The organism is Enterobacter sp. SORGH_AS_0287, from assembly GCF_031453695.1.
GTDB classification, from domain to species: domain Bacteria; phylum Pseudomonadota; class Gammaproteobacteria; order Enterobacterales; family Enterobacteriaceae; genus Enterobacter; species Enterobacter ludwigii.
The window spans coordinates 2435615-2450062 of record NZ_JAVIZW010000001.1; the positions used below are offsets into that span (position 1 = coordinate 2435615).

Sequence of the window (14448 nt, forward strand, 5' to 3'; positions counted from 1 at the left end):
TTTTCATATCGGGGTGACTTCCCTGCTGACTGAACTTAGAAGTCGTAACGCAGACGCACCAGGTTCATGTCGCCCAGGTTATCCGTGCTGGAGGTGAACACGTGTTCGTAATCAACACGGAAACCGTAGTCCAGCTGGACGCTAACACCCACGCCGTTATCGATACGCTGGTAGTTACGACCATTCACGTACTCAATACGGTCACCCATGAAGTAAGGCTGGATGGATTTCACCGCATACTGATCGATTGGGAATTTGTACCCTGCGAAGTATTCAATACCCCATGCATCACCGGCAAAGTAGTTGTCAGTAGACACTTTTTTGGTGGTCAGGAAGTTCTGGTACCAGCCGCCGCCAGCCGAGAAGGTCCAGTTATCCGGCGTCCAGCTCAGCGCGGTACCGAGGATATTCTGGTCGTAAGATTTGCTGTCGCCGTTGTCCGGGTTACGCATGTCCGCGCGGGTGTAGTTCCACGCTGCGCCCCAGGTCAGATCGGTGGTCAGGTGGTAATCCAGACCCAGTGAACCGCCGCCTTTACGTTTGTAACGCAGGCCATTGCCCGGCAGGTATTCGCTGTCTTCAAACAGGTAGGATGCATAAATATCCGCATCACCTACGGTTTTCTTATATTTCAGCATTTTGCGTGAACGATAAGAGCCGTCGTAGTCACCGTTTATCCCGTTACCTGGAGCCTGACCAATCATGTCGTAGTCCCAGATATCGGTTTTCACGCCAACCACATCATAGTAAACGCTGTTCTGTTGACCGAAGGTCAGCGTACCCCAGGTGTCGCTCTTCAGACCGGTGTACAGCATACGGCGAGAGGTGTCGTTAGCACCTTCAGCGTAGTGATTATCCCAGTTGAACAGCGCCGGAATGTTCACACCCAGCTCGTAGTAGCTGATCCAGCTGATGTCATCAAACAGATAGTAATCTGCTGCGAAACGGAAACGGGTGCCGCCGTCGAAGCCATTACGTTTGTAGGAACCTTTATCGCCGTCGCCCGTCATCATATTGAACTGAGGACGAATACTGCCACCAACGGTAAAGTTAAGACGGCTCAGCGGGTTACCTGCCTGAGGGTCTTGTTTAAGAACCGTGATTTCCGCCTGAGATGCGAAGGAGGTCAATGCCACTGCTGCGCCAATTGTTACTGCCAGCGCTGATTTTTTTATAGTCATTATTTTTCCTTTATAGACACGCTGCTAAATATTTAGCAGGTGAATATTAACTGGAAATAATCTTGCTGTGTGCGCGGGTTTTTAATGTTTTGTGCTACTAAACGCATGGGTATTACCGATTTGTGCTGCTAAATTATTACGCACCAGCAGATAAACCGGTGCGTAATTATCACGGATTTGAACTAACTGGCAAACTGACGGAACAGCGCTTTGCCTTTTAGCAATCGCGTGCCGAGCCAGCCGCCGCACAGCGACAGCAGCACCGCACCGCAGACCGGCAGCGTGAACCACAGCCGCCAGTCAGGTTCCCATGGGAAATCGAAGACGCGGGTCTGCAGCACGGCTAACGCCGTCTCAGCACCCATCGCCGCCACCAGACCCGAGACAAGCCCCAGCAGGGCAAACTCGCTCCACAGCGTGGTGCGCAGCAGTCGCTTACTCGCCCCGAGCGTGCGATAGACCACCAGCTCCTGATGACGCTGCCGCATCCCGACCTGCACCTGGGCCAGCAGCAACAGTACGCCGCAGATCGTCACCAGCACCACCATGACCTCCAGAGCCCGGCTGACCTGCTCCAGCACCTGCCCGACCTGTTTAAGGATCGCGCCAATATCCAGCAGGCTGACCGTCGGAAATTCGCGGTTCAGCCGGGTCAGCATACCGTTGCCGTTTTCCCAGCGGAAACTGGTGAGCCAGCTTTGCGGCTGTCCGTCCAGTGCGCCTGCGGGGAAAATAAAGAAGAAGTTCGGCCGCAGGCTTTCCCAGTCCACCTTACGCAGGCTGGTGACCTTAGCGCTAAAGTCCTGGGTATCGCCGGTAAAGGTCACACTGTCGCCCAGCCTGACGTTCAGGCGCGTCGCCAGCCCCTCTTCCATCGACACTTCACCCGCTTTTGGTGGCCAACTGCCGGCAGTAATCGGGTTGTGATCTGGACGTTTCTCCTGCCAGGTCAGGTTCAGTTCGCGGTTAAGCGATTCATCCTTGTTTCCCTCCGTGGACTGGCCGTTGATCTGCGTCAGACGCGCGCGGACGATGGGGTAGAACGACTCCGGCACAATCTGGTGTTCCGCCAGGAACGTCTTCAGCGGTGTCACCTGCTCAGGGGCGATATTGATCAGGAAATAGTTCGGGCTTTCCGGCGGAAGCTGCTGTTGCCAGCGATCCAGCAGATCGCCGCGCAGCACCAGCAGCAGTGCCAGCAGCATAAACGACAGCGAAAAGGCAGACAGCTGACTCAGCGTAGACCAGGGCTGGTGCAGCAGACGGTTCACCGCCAGCCGCACGGGAAGCGACTTCACCGTCAGCTTTTTAAGCACATTAAGGAGCACCCAGCCGACCACACCACACAGCAGCGCCAGCACCACCGCCCCGGCTAGTACGGCCCACAGCAGCGTGCTGCCGCCCATCAGCCAGGCCAACAACCCAACCGACACCGCAACAATGACAGGAAGATAGAACTTCAGCGGCCAGACGTTGGCCACCACGTCACGGCGCAGCACGCGCAGCGGCTGCGTCGCGAGCAACAGCCGGTACGGGCGAAGCCCCACCAGCACCGAGATCACCATCATCGCGCCAATCGCCCACAGCCACGGCCAGAGGCTGGCCGGTGGAAGTGCGGCAGGCAGTACCGGTTTCAGCATGACCATCAGCAGCTTTTCAAACAGCAGCCCCATCGCCCCACCGGTGAGTGCTGACAACACCAGCAGCATCAGCCACTGGCCGACAATCAGCTTACGCAGCTGGGCGCTGCCCGCGCCAAGGGTTTTGAGGATCGCCACCAGATCGTATCGGCTGCGGCAGTAGTGCCCCATGGCCACCGCCACCGCCGCCACGGCCAGCAGCAGGGTTAACAGCGCTGAAAGCAGCAGGAACTGCTGAGACCGTTCGAGAGATTTACCAAGCGCCCCTTCGTCCTGCTCCAGTCCGTACCAGCGGTGCTCCGGTTTTAACTGCGGCAGAAGCCATTTTTCATACGCGTCAAGCTGGGCGGGCGTTCCCGCAAACTTATAGCGCCAGGTGACGCGGCTTCCCGGCTGCACGGCATGGGTATTTGCCACATCAGCGGTATTCATCAGCAAGCGCGGGGCAAGCTGGAACGGGTTAAAGCCGGAGTCAGGTTCCTGAACCACTTCCCCGGCGATGCGGAGCGTGGCGTCACCCACGTCGATGCTGTCACCCGTTTTCAGGTTCAGCAGCGCCATTAAACGTGGCGCCAGCAGCACCGTGCCCGGTTTCGGCTTTAACCCAGGCGGGCTGGTCTGCAGTTCACCGTACAGCGGGTAAAGGTCGTCGACGGCTTTGACGCTCGCCAGCTGCGGCGTATCGCCGGCAAAGGTCATGGTCTGAAAGCTCAGCTGTTCCCCCACCTTCAGCCCACGCTTACGCGCCTCGTCAAGCCAGCCAGGCGGGACGGGACGCGAGCTTTGCAGCGCCCTGTCTCCGGCCATAAACTCGCGGCTTTGCTGGCTTAACCCTTTCTCCATGCGATCGCTGACGCTGCCCAACGCCAGCACGCAGGCTACCGCCAGGCTTAACGCCATCCAGACAATCAACAGCGTGGGCGAGCGCCATTCGCGCCAGAACCAGCGGGCAATCATGCTTCCTCCTGCAGTTCACCGTTAACCAGCCGCAGGCGACGGTCGCAGCGGGCAGCCAGTTGCGGATCGTGGGTCACCAGAATCAGCGTGGTCCCGTGTTCGCGGTTGAGCGAAAAGAGCAGGTCGGCAATTTTATCCCCGGTCTTTCGGTCGAGGTTTCCGGTAGGCTCATCCGCAAACAGCACGTCCGGGCGGCCGTTAAACGCCCGGGCCAGGGCCACACGCTGTTGCTCCCCGCCGGAAAGCTGCGCCGGAAGATGGTCGAGGCGTTTGCCAAGCCCAAGCTGCTCCAGCAATGCCTTCGCGTGGGCGCGACTTTCACGGCTGTTACCGCCGCGCAGCAGTGCCGGCAGTTCAACGTTTTCCAGCGCATTGAGCGTCGGGATCAGCATGAAGGACTGAAAGACAAACCCGATATGACGTGCGCGGAGCGCGGCACGCGCCTCTTCATCAAGCTGATGCAGCGGTTGCCCGACCAGGTTGACCTCTCCACTGCTGCCGTCGTCCAGACCGGCTAAAATGGCCAGCAGCGTGGACTTCCCGGAACCGGACTCGCCAATCAGCGCAATGGTTTCGGCGCGTTTGACAACGAGTTCAACTCCGGTGAGGATGGAAAGCTCGTGTTCCCCCTGACCGACGGACTTCTTAAGACGATGAACTTCAACAATGTTTTCCGCTGGCATTTGCCCTTCCTGTTTTTAATCCTGATGACCTTCCGCGCGGCGGCAGCGGACACGTTACTGGTTCTCGGTGACAGCCTGAGTGCAGGCTATCGCATGGCGGCCAACGCGGCCTGGCCAGCTCTGCTCAATGACAAATGGCAGAGTAAGACAACGGTTATTAATGGCAGCATCAGCGGTGATACCTCGCAGCAAGGCTTGTCGCGCCTGCCAGCCTTGCTCAAACAGCATCAACCGCGATGGGTGCTGGTTGAGCTGGGCGGTAATGATGGCTTGCGTGGTTTCCAGCCTCAGCAAACGGAACAGACCCTGCGCACGATCCTTAAGGATATTAAGGCCGCGAATGCGCAACCGCTGCTGATGCAAATTCGCCTGCCCGCCAACTATGGACGTCGGTATAATGAAGCCTTTAGCGCGATCTACCCAAAGCTTGCCAACGAGTTTGATATTCCGCTGCTGCCATTTTTTATGGAAGAGGTCTATCTCAAACCCCAGTGGATGCAAGACGATGGGATCCACCCCAATCGCGATGCGCAGCCGTTTATTGCCGACTGGATGGCAAAACGGCTGGCCCCTTTAGTTAAACATGACTCCTAATTCAGCGGAGATCCTGACAGGTAAAGTTATGCAAAAATCGGTCTTAATTACAGGATGTTCCAGCGGAATCGGTCTTGAAAGTGCACTCGAGTTGAAGCGTCAGGGATATTGGGTACTGGCGGCCTGCCGTAAACCCGACGACGTCGAACGCATGAACGGGCTGGGCTTTACCGGTGTGTTACTGGATTTAGACTCACCGGAAAGCGTGGAACGCGCTGCCGATGAGGTGCTGACCCTGACCGACAACCGTCTGTACGGCCTTTTTAACAATGCCGGCTACGGCGTGTATGGTCCCCTGGACACGCTCACCCGCGAACAGCTGGAAAAACAGTTTTCCACCAATTTCTTTGGCGTCCATCAGCTCACCATGCGCCTGCTCCCCGCCATGCTGCCGCACGGTGAAGGACGCATTGTGATGACCTCCTCTGTGATGGGGCTGATTTCAACCCCGGGCCGCGGGGCCTATGCCGCCAGCAAATATGCGCTGGAGGCCTGGTCCGATGCCCTGCGCATGGAGTTGCGTCACAGCGGCATTAAGGTCAGCCTGATTGAGCCGGGCCCTATCCGCACCCGCTTTACGGAAAACGTTAACCAGACCCAGGCGGATAAACCGGTCGAAAACCCCGGTATCGCCGCACGCTTTACGCTCGGGCCGGAAGCAGTCGTCGCTAAAGTGCGCCATGCTTTTGAGAGCGAAAACCCAAAAATGCGCTATCCGGTGACGCTGGTAACCCATGCGGTAGGCTGGTTAAAACGCCTGCTGCCGGGCCGGATGATGGACAAAATTTTACACGGTTGAGTTGAAGCGTCGTCGCTAACCCCCATGTAAATAACAAACCGATAAAAGAGAAGGCCGCATGTCCGTACAGAATATCGTCAATATTACTGAAGCAAACCTGCAACAGACCCTCGAACAGTCCATGACCAAACCGGTGCTGTTCTACTTCTGGTCTGAGCGTAGCCAACATTGTCTGCAGCTGACGCCGGTACTCGAAAGCCTTGCCGCGCAATACAATGGCCAGTTCATTCTCGCCAAACTGGATTGTGACGCTGAGCCTATGGTGGCGTCTCAGTTTGGCCTGCGCGCGATTCCTACCGTCTATCTGTTCCAGAATGGTCAACCTGTTGATGGCTTCCAGGGGCCACAGCCTGAAGAAGCGATCCGCGCCCTGCTGGATAAAGTCCTGCCGCGCGAGGAAGAGCTGAAGGCGCAGGAAGCCATGAGACTGATGCAGGAAGGCAAATACGACGAAGCGCTGCCGCTGCTCAAAGAGGCGTGGCAGCTGTCGAAACAGGACAGCCAGATTGGCCTGCTCCTTGCGGAAACGCAGATTGCCCTGCACCGTTCCGACGATGCGGAAGCTGTGCTGAAGACCATTCCACTGCAGGATCAGGATACCCGTTATCAGGGTCTGGTCGCGCAGATCGATCTGCTGAAACAGGCGGCGGATACACCGGAGATCCAGCAGCTTCAACAGCAGGTTGCCGATAACCCGACCGATGCCGCGCTGGCAAGCCAGCTGGCGCTGCAGCTGCATCAGGTGGGACGTAACGAAGAAGCGCTGGCACTGCTGTTCAGCCATCTGCAAAACGATCTGGGTGCCGCCGACGGTCAGGCGCGGAAAATGTTCCAGGAGATCCTGGCCGCGCTGGGCACCGGCGATGCGCTGGCGTCGACGTACCGCCGTCAGCTGTACGCCCTGCTCTACTGATGAACAGGCCCGGTGCCGCTAGCGCTCACCGGGCCTGCAAAAGAGGCGGTCACCCCGCCTTTTTCAACTGCGTCACCACCAGCTGGTGGCGCGCGTTGTAGAACTTCCGATAGGTTAAATAGCAGGCAATGATGGTCGACAGGCTGGCCGTAGAGAGCAGCATAAAGGTCACCATGATCTGATATTTAATGGCTTTGACCGGATCGATACCGGCAAAAATCAGCCCCGACATCATTCCCGGCAGGCTAACCAGCCCAACCGTTTTTGCGGAATCCACCGTTGGGATCAGCGACGAGCGGATGCTGTCGCGGATCAGTACCGCCGAGGCCATTTTCGGTGTCGCCCCCAGGCTTAATTTCTCCTGCAGCTTCTGTTGTTCACTGCTAAACCGCTGGCCGAGGTTGTTGTAACACAGTCCTACAGCCACCATAGCGTTCCCCGCAATCATCCCGGAAATAGGGATAACCTGCATTGGCGTAAACTCGATTGAGCCGGACACCACCAGCACCGCCAGCGTCAGCGCCGTCCCGGTTGTAATGGCGATAAACGATGAGACAAACGCCTTATCGATATACTTACTGCGTTTCTGCGCGTTCCACGCCGCGTTAAAGCAGATAAACAGCACCATCAGGAGCGTCAGCACCGCGTGGTTGACGTTAAAAATATACTTCAGCACATAGCCGACAATAATGAGCTGGATAACCGCGCGGCAGATACTCCAGATAATATCTTTCTCCAGACCCAGCTTTTCCCGGTAGCTCACCACAATAGCGATCAGTACCAGCACCATCGAAAACGCCAGCGACGTATTCGTAATATTATGCTCACCCATGGTTTGCCTCCTGCATTTTCCCGCCCTGCGGCTCAAGCGTAATGACGTCATCCGCATGGGTAATTTCGTTTGAATCGTGCGTAACCCACAGCACGGCAATATTCTGCTCGCTTGCGTAACGATGAATAATCTCGTTAACGTTGCGTTTGTTCACCTCATCCAGCGCGCTGGTGATCTCGTCCAGTAACAATATCTTCGGCAAAAACTGCAGATTGCGAATCAGCGAAACACGCTGCTTTTCGCCGCCCGATAATTCATTGATGGATTTAGTCAGCGTCTCTTTCGACAGGCCAAAGCGGGCCAGATCGGCGATAAATTTTTCTGGCTCCGGCGTTTTATGACGGATTTGCCACGGAAAGACCAGGTTGTCATAAACCGTGTCCCCAAACAGCGAAGGGGTTTGCACGCAGTAAGAGACCTGCTGGCGATAGCTTTCTGGCGACAGCGTCGCGATATCCTGCCCTTCAAACAGAATAGCGCCCTCAGTAGGGCTGAGCAGTGAAGCGACTATCTTTAATAACGTACTTTTGCCACAGCCTGACGGCCCTGTTATCAGTTTGAACTCACCCGGGGAAAGACAAAAATCGACATGCTGAAGGATCGTGGTATTTGCCACACGAAAACCGACATCCCTGACCTGCAAGAGCGTATTTTTATTGTTCATCATGCATCCTGTAACCACCTTTATTGCAACCACGCGTAGAATAATCCTTTCACGAACGCAGCGCGAATAGGGTGTGTCGATGGCTGGAGTAAAGGTTTTACCGGTATTCGTCGCGCCCCCTTCTTTACAGGGGCGAATTTCAGCCCGATAGCCGATATACTGACTTATAACACACACGCAGTTCCCTTCGTCACAGCATGCAAAACAGGAGGTTTTTATGCTTATCGTTATACCTGTCCTTATTTTCGTTGCGCTGGTTATTGTCGGCGCTGGCGTCAAAATTGTCCCACAGGGGTATCAGTGGACCGTTGAACGCTTTGGCCGCTACACCAACACGCTCCAGCCGGGTTTAAGCCTGATTGTCCCTTTCATGGACAGGATTGGACGTAAAATCAATATGATGGAACAGGTGCTGGATATTCCTTCTCAGGAAGTGATCTCCAAGGATAACGCCAACGTCACCATTGATGCGGTCTGTTTTATTCAGGTTATTGATGCCCCAAAAGCGGCCTATGAAGTCAGCAATCTGGAGCTGGCTATCGTAAATCTGACGATGACCAACATTCGTACTGTGCTCGGTTCAATGGAGCTGGACGAGATGCTCTCTCAGCGCGACAGCATTAACACCCGCTTGCTGCACATTGTCGACGAGGCCACCAACCCGTGGGGGATCAAAGTCACCCGTATTGAGATCCGCGACGTGCGCCCGCCGGCAGAGCTGATCGCCTCCATGAACGCGCAGATGAAAGCTGAACGGACCAAACGCGCCTACATTCTGGAAGCTGAAGGGGTGCGTCAGGCAGAGATCCTGAAAGCCGAAGGGGAAAAACAGTCGCAGATCCTGAAAGCGGAAGGTGAACGCCAGTCTGCCTTCTTACAGGCGGAAGCCCGTGAACGTTCTGCAGAAGCGGAAGCCCGCGCCACCCAGATGGTCTCTGAAGCAATTGCGGCAGGTGATATCCAGGCGGTGAACTACTTTGTTGCGCAAAAATACACTGACGCGCTGAAAGAGATTGGCTCCGCGAACAACAGCAAAGTGGTGATGATGCCGCTGGATGCCAGCAGCCTGATGGGCTCCATCGCCGGGATCACTGAACTTATCAAAGACAGCGGAAACGAGCGCAAAAAATGATTGAGCTAATCGTCGCACATCCTCATGCATTCTGGCTAAGCCTCGGTGGCTTATTGCTGGCCGCGGAGATGCTTGGCGGCAACGGTTACCTGCTCTGGAGCGGTGTTGCCGCTGTCATTACCGGGTTAGTGGTCTGGCTACTGCCCCTGGACTGGGCGTGGCAGGGGGCGTTATTTGCCGTGCTGACGCTGTTGGCCGCCTGGCTGTGGTGGCGCTGGCTTAACCGCCAGGTGACAGAGCAGAAACCGCTCGACGCCCACCTCAATCAGCGCGGGCAGCAGATTGTCGGCAAACGTTTTACGCTCGACACGGCGCTGGTTAACGGGCGCGGACATATGCGCGTGGGCGACAGTTCATGGCCCGTGGTGGCCGACGATGACCTCAGCGCCGGCACGCAGGTTGAGGTCATTGCGGTGGAAGGGATAACCCTGCGGGTTAAAGCCTGTCAGGCATGAGCCTTACGATGACAGCAGCCGGACAGATTATCGATAATCGGGCAGTCGGCGCTGTCATCCCCCGGACAGGATTCCGCCAGCGCCAGAAGCTGCTGACGCATCGCCTGTAACTCGGTAATGTGGCGTTCAATCTCAGCCACTTTCTCCAGCGTACGTTTTTTCACGTCTGCGCTATGGCGCGCCGGATCGTTAAATAAGGTGACCAGCTCGCCGCACTCTTCAAGGTTAAATCCCACCTGCCGCGCCTGGCGCAGCAGCGTCAGTTCATCAAGATGCAGTTGCGTATAACTGCGGTAGCCATTTTCACTGCGCAGCGGCGGTGTCACCAGCCCCTTCTCTTCATAAAAACGGATCGCTTTGCTGGTCAATCCGGTTTTTTTCGCAACATCACTGATATTCACATTTCCCCCTTGACCTTCCCCTTGATGGAAGGTTTAACCTTCATAACAGTTAGCGAAAAGCGTTATGCCGGTCAACATCTGACCAGATCATTATACGGGAGTTTTGTTATGTCTCACACTATTGACCTGACACTGGACGGCCTCTCCTGCGGCCACTGTGTCAAACGCGTTAAAGAAAGTCTGGAACAGCGTCCTGATGTAGACAGCGCTGAAGTGACCCTTGATCACGCCGCCGTCACCGGTAGCGCCAGTGCGGATGCGCTGATTGATACGATCAAACAGGCTGGTTATGGGGCGGAGCTGAGCCACCCAAAGGCTAAACCGCTGGCAGAGTCATCATCCCCGTCGGAAGCACTGACAGCGGCCACTCCTGAGCTTCCGGTAGCTGATGATATTGATGACAGCCAACAGCTGCTGATCAACGGCATGAGCTGCGCCAGCTGCGTCTCCCGGGTACAAAATGCCTTGCAGGCTGTACCGGGTGTCGCGCAGGCACGGGTCAATCTTGCGGAGCGTACTGCGCTGGTGATGGGCAGTGCCTCCGCCGCAGATTTAGTGCAGGCCGTTGAAAAAGCGGGCTACGGCGCAGAGGCCATCGAAGATGACCTCAAACGTCGGGAACGCCAGCAGGAAACGGCCGTCGCCACCATGAAACGCTTCCGCTGGCAGGCCATCGTCGCGCTGCTGGTCGGGGTGCCGGTCATGGTGTGGGGTATGATCGGTGACAATATGATGGTCACCGACGATAACCGCACGCTGTGGCTGGTCATTGGGTTGATTACGCTTGCCGTGATGGTCTTCGCAGGCGGTCACTTCTACTCCAGCGCCTGGAAAAGCCTGAAAAATCGCACCGCGACGATGGACACCCTTGTCGCACTCGGCACGGGTGCGGCGTGGCTGTACTCCATGAGCGTCAACGTCTGGCCCCAGTGGTTCCCGATGGAAGCGCGTCATCTCTATTATGAAGCGAGCGCGATGATTATCGGCCTGATTAACCTCGGCCATATGCTTGAAGCGCGCGCCCGTCAGCGCTCCTCCAAAGCGCTGGAGCGCCTGCTGGATTTAACCCCACCGACCGCGCGCGTCGTGACGGATGCGGGTGAAAAAAATGTCCCATTGGCTGAAGTTCAACCCGGCATGACGCTGCGCCTGACCACCGGCGACCGCGTTCCCGTCGACGGTGAAATCACTCAGGGCGAAGCCTGGTTTGACGAAGCGATGCTGACCGGCGAACCCGTCCCGCAACAGAAAGCCCAGGGCGATGCCATTCATGCCGGTACGGTGGTGCAGGACGGTAGCGTGCTTTTCACCGCCAGTGCGGTCGGCAGCCATACCACGCTGTCACGCATTATTCGCATGGTGCGTCAGGCACAGAGCAGTAAGCCGGAAATTGGTCAGCTGGCCGATAAAATCTCCGCCATTTTTGTGCCGGTCGTGGTCGGTATCGCGCTGCTGAGCGCGGCTATCTGGTATGTCTTCGGCCCGGCACCGCAAAGTGTCTATACCCTGGTGATTGCCACCACGGTGCTGATCATTGCCTGTCCTTGCGCGCTCGGTCTTGCCACGCCAATGTCGATCATCTCAGGCGTAGGCCGTGCCGCTGAATTTGGCGTGCTGGTACGGGATGCCGATGCGCTGCAGCGGGCGAGCACGCTGGACACGCTGGTGTTTGATAAAACCGGCACGCTGACGGAAGGGAAACCGCAGGTAGTGGCCGTGATAACCGCAGGCATCACGCAGGATGACGCACTGCGTCTCGCCGCGGCGCTTGAACAAGGCTCCAGCCACCCGCTGGCCCACGCCATTATTGAGAAAGCCGGGAATGCCAGCCTGCCGCAGGTGAGCAATTTCCGTACCCTGCGCGGTTTAGGCGTCAGCGGTACCGCCGAAGGGCACACGCTGCTGCTGGGGAATCAGGCACTGCTGAAGGAGCATGGCGTTGAGACTTCAGCCCTGGAACAAGACCTGAAAGATCAAGCCTCTCAGGGCGCAACCCCGGTTCTGCTTGCCGTTGATGGCAAGGCCGCGGCGCTGCTGGCAATTCGCGATCCGCTACGCCAGGACAGCGTGCAGGCGTTGCAACGCCTGCATCGTGCGGGCTATCGCCTGGTGATGTTGACCGGGGATAATCCTGTGACGGCGAACGCCATCGCCCGGGAAGCTGGGATTGACGAGGTCATTGCCGGGGTGTTACCTGACGGCAAAGCAGACGCCATCAAGACGCTGCAAAGCCAGGGTCGCCAGGTGGCGATGGTCGGTGACGGGATTAACGATGCGCCGGCGCTGGCACAGGCGGAAGTGGGTATTGCGATGGGGGGCGGTAGCGATGTCGCCATTGAGACGGCCGCCATCACCCTGATGCGTCACAGCCTGATGGGCGTTGCGGACGCGCTGGCGATTTCAAAAGCCACCTTGCGCAACATGAAGCAGAACCTGCTGGGTGCCTTCGTCTACAACTCGCTCGGTATCCCGATTGCTGCCGGTATTTTGTGGCCGCTGACCGGCACGCTGCTGAACCCGGTTGTCGCGGGTGCGGCGATGGCGCTCTCGTCCATTACCGTGGTGAGCAACGCAAACCGGTTGTTGCGGTTTAAACCGAAAGATTGAACCTTCTTCTCCTACGCGCTAGCATGAACCTTTCCGTTTATGGAGCGCGTATGAGTCTGTTTAATCGTATAAAAACATCGTTTCGCGCCCTCTTCCCCCGCCGTTATGCCTGGCCCGGCATGGATATCTCGCTTCCCGGCGGGCAGCACCTTCACCTGGTGGGCAGCATCCATATGGGCACGCAGGATATGTCCCCGCTGCCAGCCGGTCTGATGAAACTGCTGAAGAGCGCCGATGCGCTGGTCGTTGAAGCGGATATTTCGGGCCAGACGTCGCCGTTTGCCGGCCTCGAAAGCGATCTCCCCCTTGCTGAACGTTTGAACGACACGCAGTTTGCTGAACTGACGCGCGTCGCAGATGAGACGGGGGTGTCGCTCTCCATGCTGGACACACTGCCGCTGTGGCAAATCGCGATGGTCCTGCAGGCGACCCAGGCGCAGCGTCTGGGGCTACGCGGCGATTACGGTATTGATTACCAGCTGTTGAATGCCGCGAGAGCACGCCATTTGTCAGTCATTGAGCTCGAAGGTACGGACAGCCAGATAGCCCTGCTGCGCCAGCTTCCTGATGATGGGCTGATGCTGCTGGATGATACCCTGACCCACTGGCACACCAACGCGCGTCTGTTGCAAACGATGATCGGCTGGTGGCTGAATGCGCCGCCCACGGACGGTAAACTGGCGCTGCCGTCGACGTTCAGTGAATCGTTGTATGATGTGCTGATGAACGAGCGCAACAAAGCCTGGCAGCAGACGTTACATGCGTTGCCTGCGGGGCGTTACGTGGTCGCTGTCGGGGCGTTACATTTGTACGGAGAAGGGAATTTGCCGTCACTGCTGAAATAAAAAAATGGCCAATATTTCTATTGGCCCGTCAAAGAGGAATTTCATCGTTTTTATTATGCCGAAGGAGACCTTCGGTTGAGCCGATTGTCGCTCAAAGTGACCATCACTGCCAATACTATTGCGCAAGATGGTGCTATTTTTTAGACAAACGTCAGGCGTATGCTGTCAGCATGAATTGTCTGTCGTAAGAAGGATAGCTATGACTCCCGCCGTTAAATTACTCGAAAAAAACAACATTCCCTTTCGGATCCACACCTACGATCACGATCCCAGCGAAACGAATTTTGGTGATGAAGTGGTGCGCAAACTGGGGCTGAACGCCGATCGGGTTTATAAGACGCTGCTGGTGGCGGTGAACGGTGATATGAAACACCTCGCCGTCGCGGTAACGCCCGTTGCCGGGCAGCTGGATCTCAAGAAAGTGGCCAAAGCGCTGGGGGCAAAGAAGGTGGATATGGCCGATCCGATGGTTGCGCAACGCACTACCGGCTACCTTGTCGGCGGTATCAGCCCGCTCGGGCAGAAAAAACGCCTGCCGACGCTGATTGATGCCCCTTCGCAGACGTTCGACACCATTTATATTTCCGGCGGCAAACGCGGGCTGGATATTGAACTGTCCGCAGGCGATCTGGCGAAAATACTGGACGCGACATTTGCGGATATTGCGCGACGGGATTGAGGAAGTGGCCCGGAGGCACTGTGCTTACCGGGCCGACGATTCTCATACAGGCCGGGTCAGGCGTAG

Annotated in this window: 14 protein-coding genes; 8 read left to right on the forward strand and 6 right to left on the reverse strand. The window is 56.9% G+C overall.

The window, feature by feature from the left end; genetic code table 11:
- Positions 1–35: 35 nt before the first annotated feature.
- The 3 genes from QE396_RS11610 to ybbA all read right to left on the reverse strand — a co-directional run bounded on the left by QE396_RS11610 (position 36) and on the right by ybbA (position 4461).
- Positions 36–1181, reverse strand: a complete 1146-nt coding sequence (locus QE396_RS11610) for a porin (RefSeq protein ID WP_014168933.1) — start codon at positions 1179–1181, stop codon at positions 36–38.
- A 182-nt stretch (positions 1182–1363) separates the two neighbouring features.
- Entirely contained in the window at positions 1364–3778 is a 2415-nt protein-coding gene (gene ybbP, locus QE396_RS11615; RefSeq protein ID WP_020885167.1) for a putative ABC transporter permease subunit YbbP, read from the reverse strand.
- Positions 3775–4461 (reverse strand): putative ABC transporter ATP-binding protein YbbA, encoded by a 687-nt coding sequence (ybbA, locus tag QE396_RS11620; protein ID WP_014168931.1) that lies wholly within the window; start codon positions 4459–4461, stop codon positions 3775–3777. The genes ybbP and ybbA overlap by 4 nt, the downstream gene beginning before the upstream one ends.
- Here ybbA and tesA point away from each other — a divergent pair.
- From tesA to QE396_RS11635, 3 genes are read left to right on the forward strand one after another with little or no spacing between them, the layout of a single operon-like run.
- The gene (gene tesA / locus QE396_RS11625; protein WP_032670752.1) at positions 4432–5055 is read left to right on the forward strand and encodes a multifunctional acyl-CoA thioesterase I/protease I/lysophospholipase L1; all 624 of its coding nucleotides are present in this window, start codon (positions 4432–4434) and stop codon (positions 5053–5055) included. The two genes, ybbA and tesA, sit on opposite strands and share 30 nt — an antisense overlap.
- The gene (locus QE396_RS11630) at positions 5045–5854 is read left to right on the forward strand and encodes an SDR family oxidoreductase (protein ID WP_086532865.1); all 810 of its coding nucleotides are present in this window, start codon (positions 5045–5047) and stop codon (positions 5852–5854) included. The genes tesA and QE396_RS11630 overlap by 11 nt, the downstream gene beginning before the upstream one ends.
- 58 nt (positions 5855–5912) lie before the next feature.
- Entirely contained in the window at positions 5913–6767 is an 855-nt protein-coding gene (locus QE396_RS11635; RefSeq protein ID WP_020885170.1) for a co-chaperone YbbN, read from the forward strand.
- A 49-nt stretch (positions 6768–6816) separates the two neighbouring features.
- On the opposite strand, the gene fetB is transcribed toward QE396_RS11635, so the two are convergent.
- Positions 6817–7599, reverse strand: a complete 783-nt coding sequence (fetB, locus tag QE396_RS11640; protein ID WP_020885171.1) for an iron efflux ABC transporter permease subunit FetB — start codon at positions 7597–7599, stop codon at positions 6817–6819.
- On the reverse strand, positions 7592–8263 hold the full coding sequence (gene fetA, locus QE396_RS11645; protein WP_063925408.1) for an iron efflux ABC transporter ATP-binding subunit FetA: 672 nt from the start codon (positions 8261–8263) through the stop codon (positions 7592–7594). Before fetA ends, fetB begins: the two co-directional genes overlap by 8 nt.
- A 217-nt stretch (positions 8264–8480) precedes the next feature.
- Here fetA and QE396_RS11650 point away from each other — a divergent pair, with 217 nt between their 5' ends.
- The gene (locus tag QE396_RS11650) at positions 8481–9395 is read left to right on the forward strand and encodes an SPFH domain-containing protein (RefSeq protein ID WP_014168925.1); all 915 of its coding nucleotides are present in this window, start codon (positions 8481–8483) and stop codon (positions 9393–9395) included.
- Positions 9392–9850 (forward strand): NfeD family protein, encoded by a 459-nt coding sequence (locus QE396_RS11655; protein ID WP_014168924.1) that lies wholly within the window; start codon positions 9392–9394, stop codon positions 9848–9850. The genes QE396_RS11650 and QE396_RS11655 overlap by 4 nt, the downstream gene beginning before the upstream one ends.
- Here QE396_RS11655 and cueR read toward each other — a convergent pair.
- Complete coding sequence (cueR, locus tag QE396_RS11660) at positions 9841–10251, reverse strand: Cu(I)-responsive transcriptional regulator (protein WP_014168923.1); 411 nt, start codon at positions 10249–10251, stop codon at positions 9841–9843. The two genes, QE396_RS11655 and cueR, sit on opposite strands and share 10 nt — an antisense overlap.
- A 108-nt stretch (positions 10252–10359) precedes the next feature.
- Between cueR and copA the strand changes: the two genes are divergently transcribed.
- The 3 genes from copA (at position 10360) to ybaK (ending at position 14382) form a co-directional block, all read left to right on the forward strand.
- Complete coding sequence (copA, locus tag QE396_RS11665; RefSeq protein ID WP_309951133.1) at positions 10360–12858, forward strand: copper-exporting P-type ATPase CopA; 2499 nt, start codon at positions 10360–10362, stop codon at positions 12856–12858.
- A gap of 50 nt (positions 12859–12908) precedes the next feature.
- A complete protein-coding gene (locus QE396_RS11670) occupies positions 12909–13703 on the forward strand; it encodes a TraB/GumN family protein (RefSeq protein WP_025204835.1) in 795 nt (264 codons plus the stop codon).
- A 199-nt stretch (positions 13704–13902) separates the two neighbouring features.
- Positions 13903–14382 carry a Cys-tRNA(Pro)/Cys-tRNA(Cys) deacylase YbaK gene (ybaK, locus tag QE396_RS11675; protein WP_020885175.1) on the forward strand — a complete coding sequence of 160 codons (480 nt, stop codon included), beginning with the start codon at positions 13903–13905 and terminating at the stop codon, positions 14380–14382.
- Positions 14383–14448 lie beyond the last annotated feature (66 nt).

Excerpts from the sequence above, each read along its gene's own strand:
- QE396_RS11610 (WP_014168933.1), bottom strand. The coding sequence starts at position 1,181 with ATGACTATAAAAAAATCAGCGCTGGCAGTAACAATTGGCGCAGCAGTG.
- ybbP (WP_020885167.1), bottom strand. The coding sequence starts at position 3,778 with ATGATTGCCCGCTGGTTCTGGCGCGAATGGCGCTCGCCCACGCTGTTG.
- tesA (WP_032670752.1), top strand. The coding sequence starts at position 4,432 with ATGAACTTCAACAATGTTTTCCGCTGGCATTTGCCCTTCCTGTTTTTA.
- ybbA (WP_014168931.1), bottom strand. The coding sequence starts at position 4,461 with ATGCCAGCGGAAAACATTGTTGAAGTTCATCGTCTTAAGAAGTCCGTC.
- QE396_RS11630 (WP_086532865.1), top strand. The coding sequence starts at position 5,045 with ATGACTCCTAATTCAGCGGAGATCCTGACAGGTAAAGTTATGCAAAAA.
- QE396_RS11635 (WP_020885170.1), top strand. The coding sequence starts at position 5,913 with ATGTCCGTACAGAATATCGTCAATATTACTGAAGCAAACCTGCAACAG.
- fetB (WP_020885171.1), bottom strand. The coding sequence starts at position 7,599 with ATGGGTGAGCATAATATTACGAATACGTCGCTGGCGTTTTCGATGGTG.
- fetA (WP_063925408.1), bottom strand. The coding sequence starts at position 8,263 with ATGAACAATAAAAATACGCTCTTGCAGGTCAGGGATGTCGGTTTTCGT.
- QE396_RS11650 (WP_014168925.1), top strand. The coding sequence starts at position 8,481 with ATGCTTATCGTTATACCTGTCCTTATTTTCGTTGCGCTGGTTATTGTC.
- QE396_RS11655 (WP_014168924.1), top strand. The coding sequence starts at position 9,392 with ATGATTGAGCTAATCGTCGCACATCCTCATGCATTCTGGCTAAGCCTC.
- copA (WP_309951133.1), top strand. The coding sequence starts at position 10,360 with ATGTCTCACACTATTGACCTGACACTGGACGGCCTCTCCTGCGGCCAC.
- QE396_RS11670 (WP_025204835.1), top strand. The coding sequence starts at position 12,909 with ATGAGTCTGTTTAATCGTATAAAAACATCGTTTCGCGCCCTCTTCCCC.
- ybaK (WP_020885175.1), top strand. The coding sequence starts at position 13,903 with ATGACTCCCGCCGTTAAATTACTCGAAAAAAACAACATTCCCTTTCGG.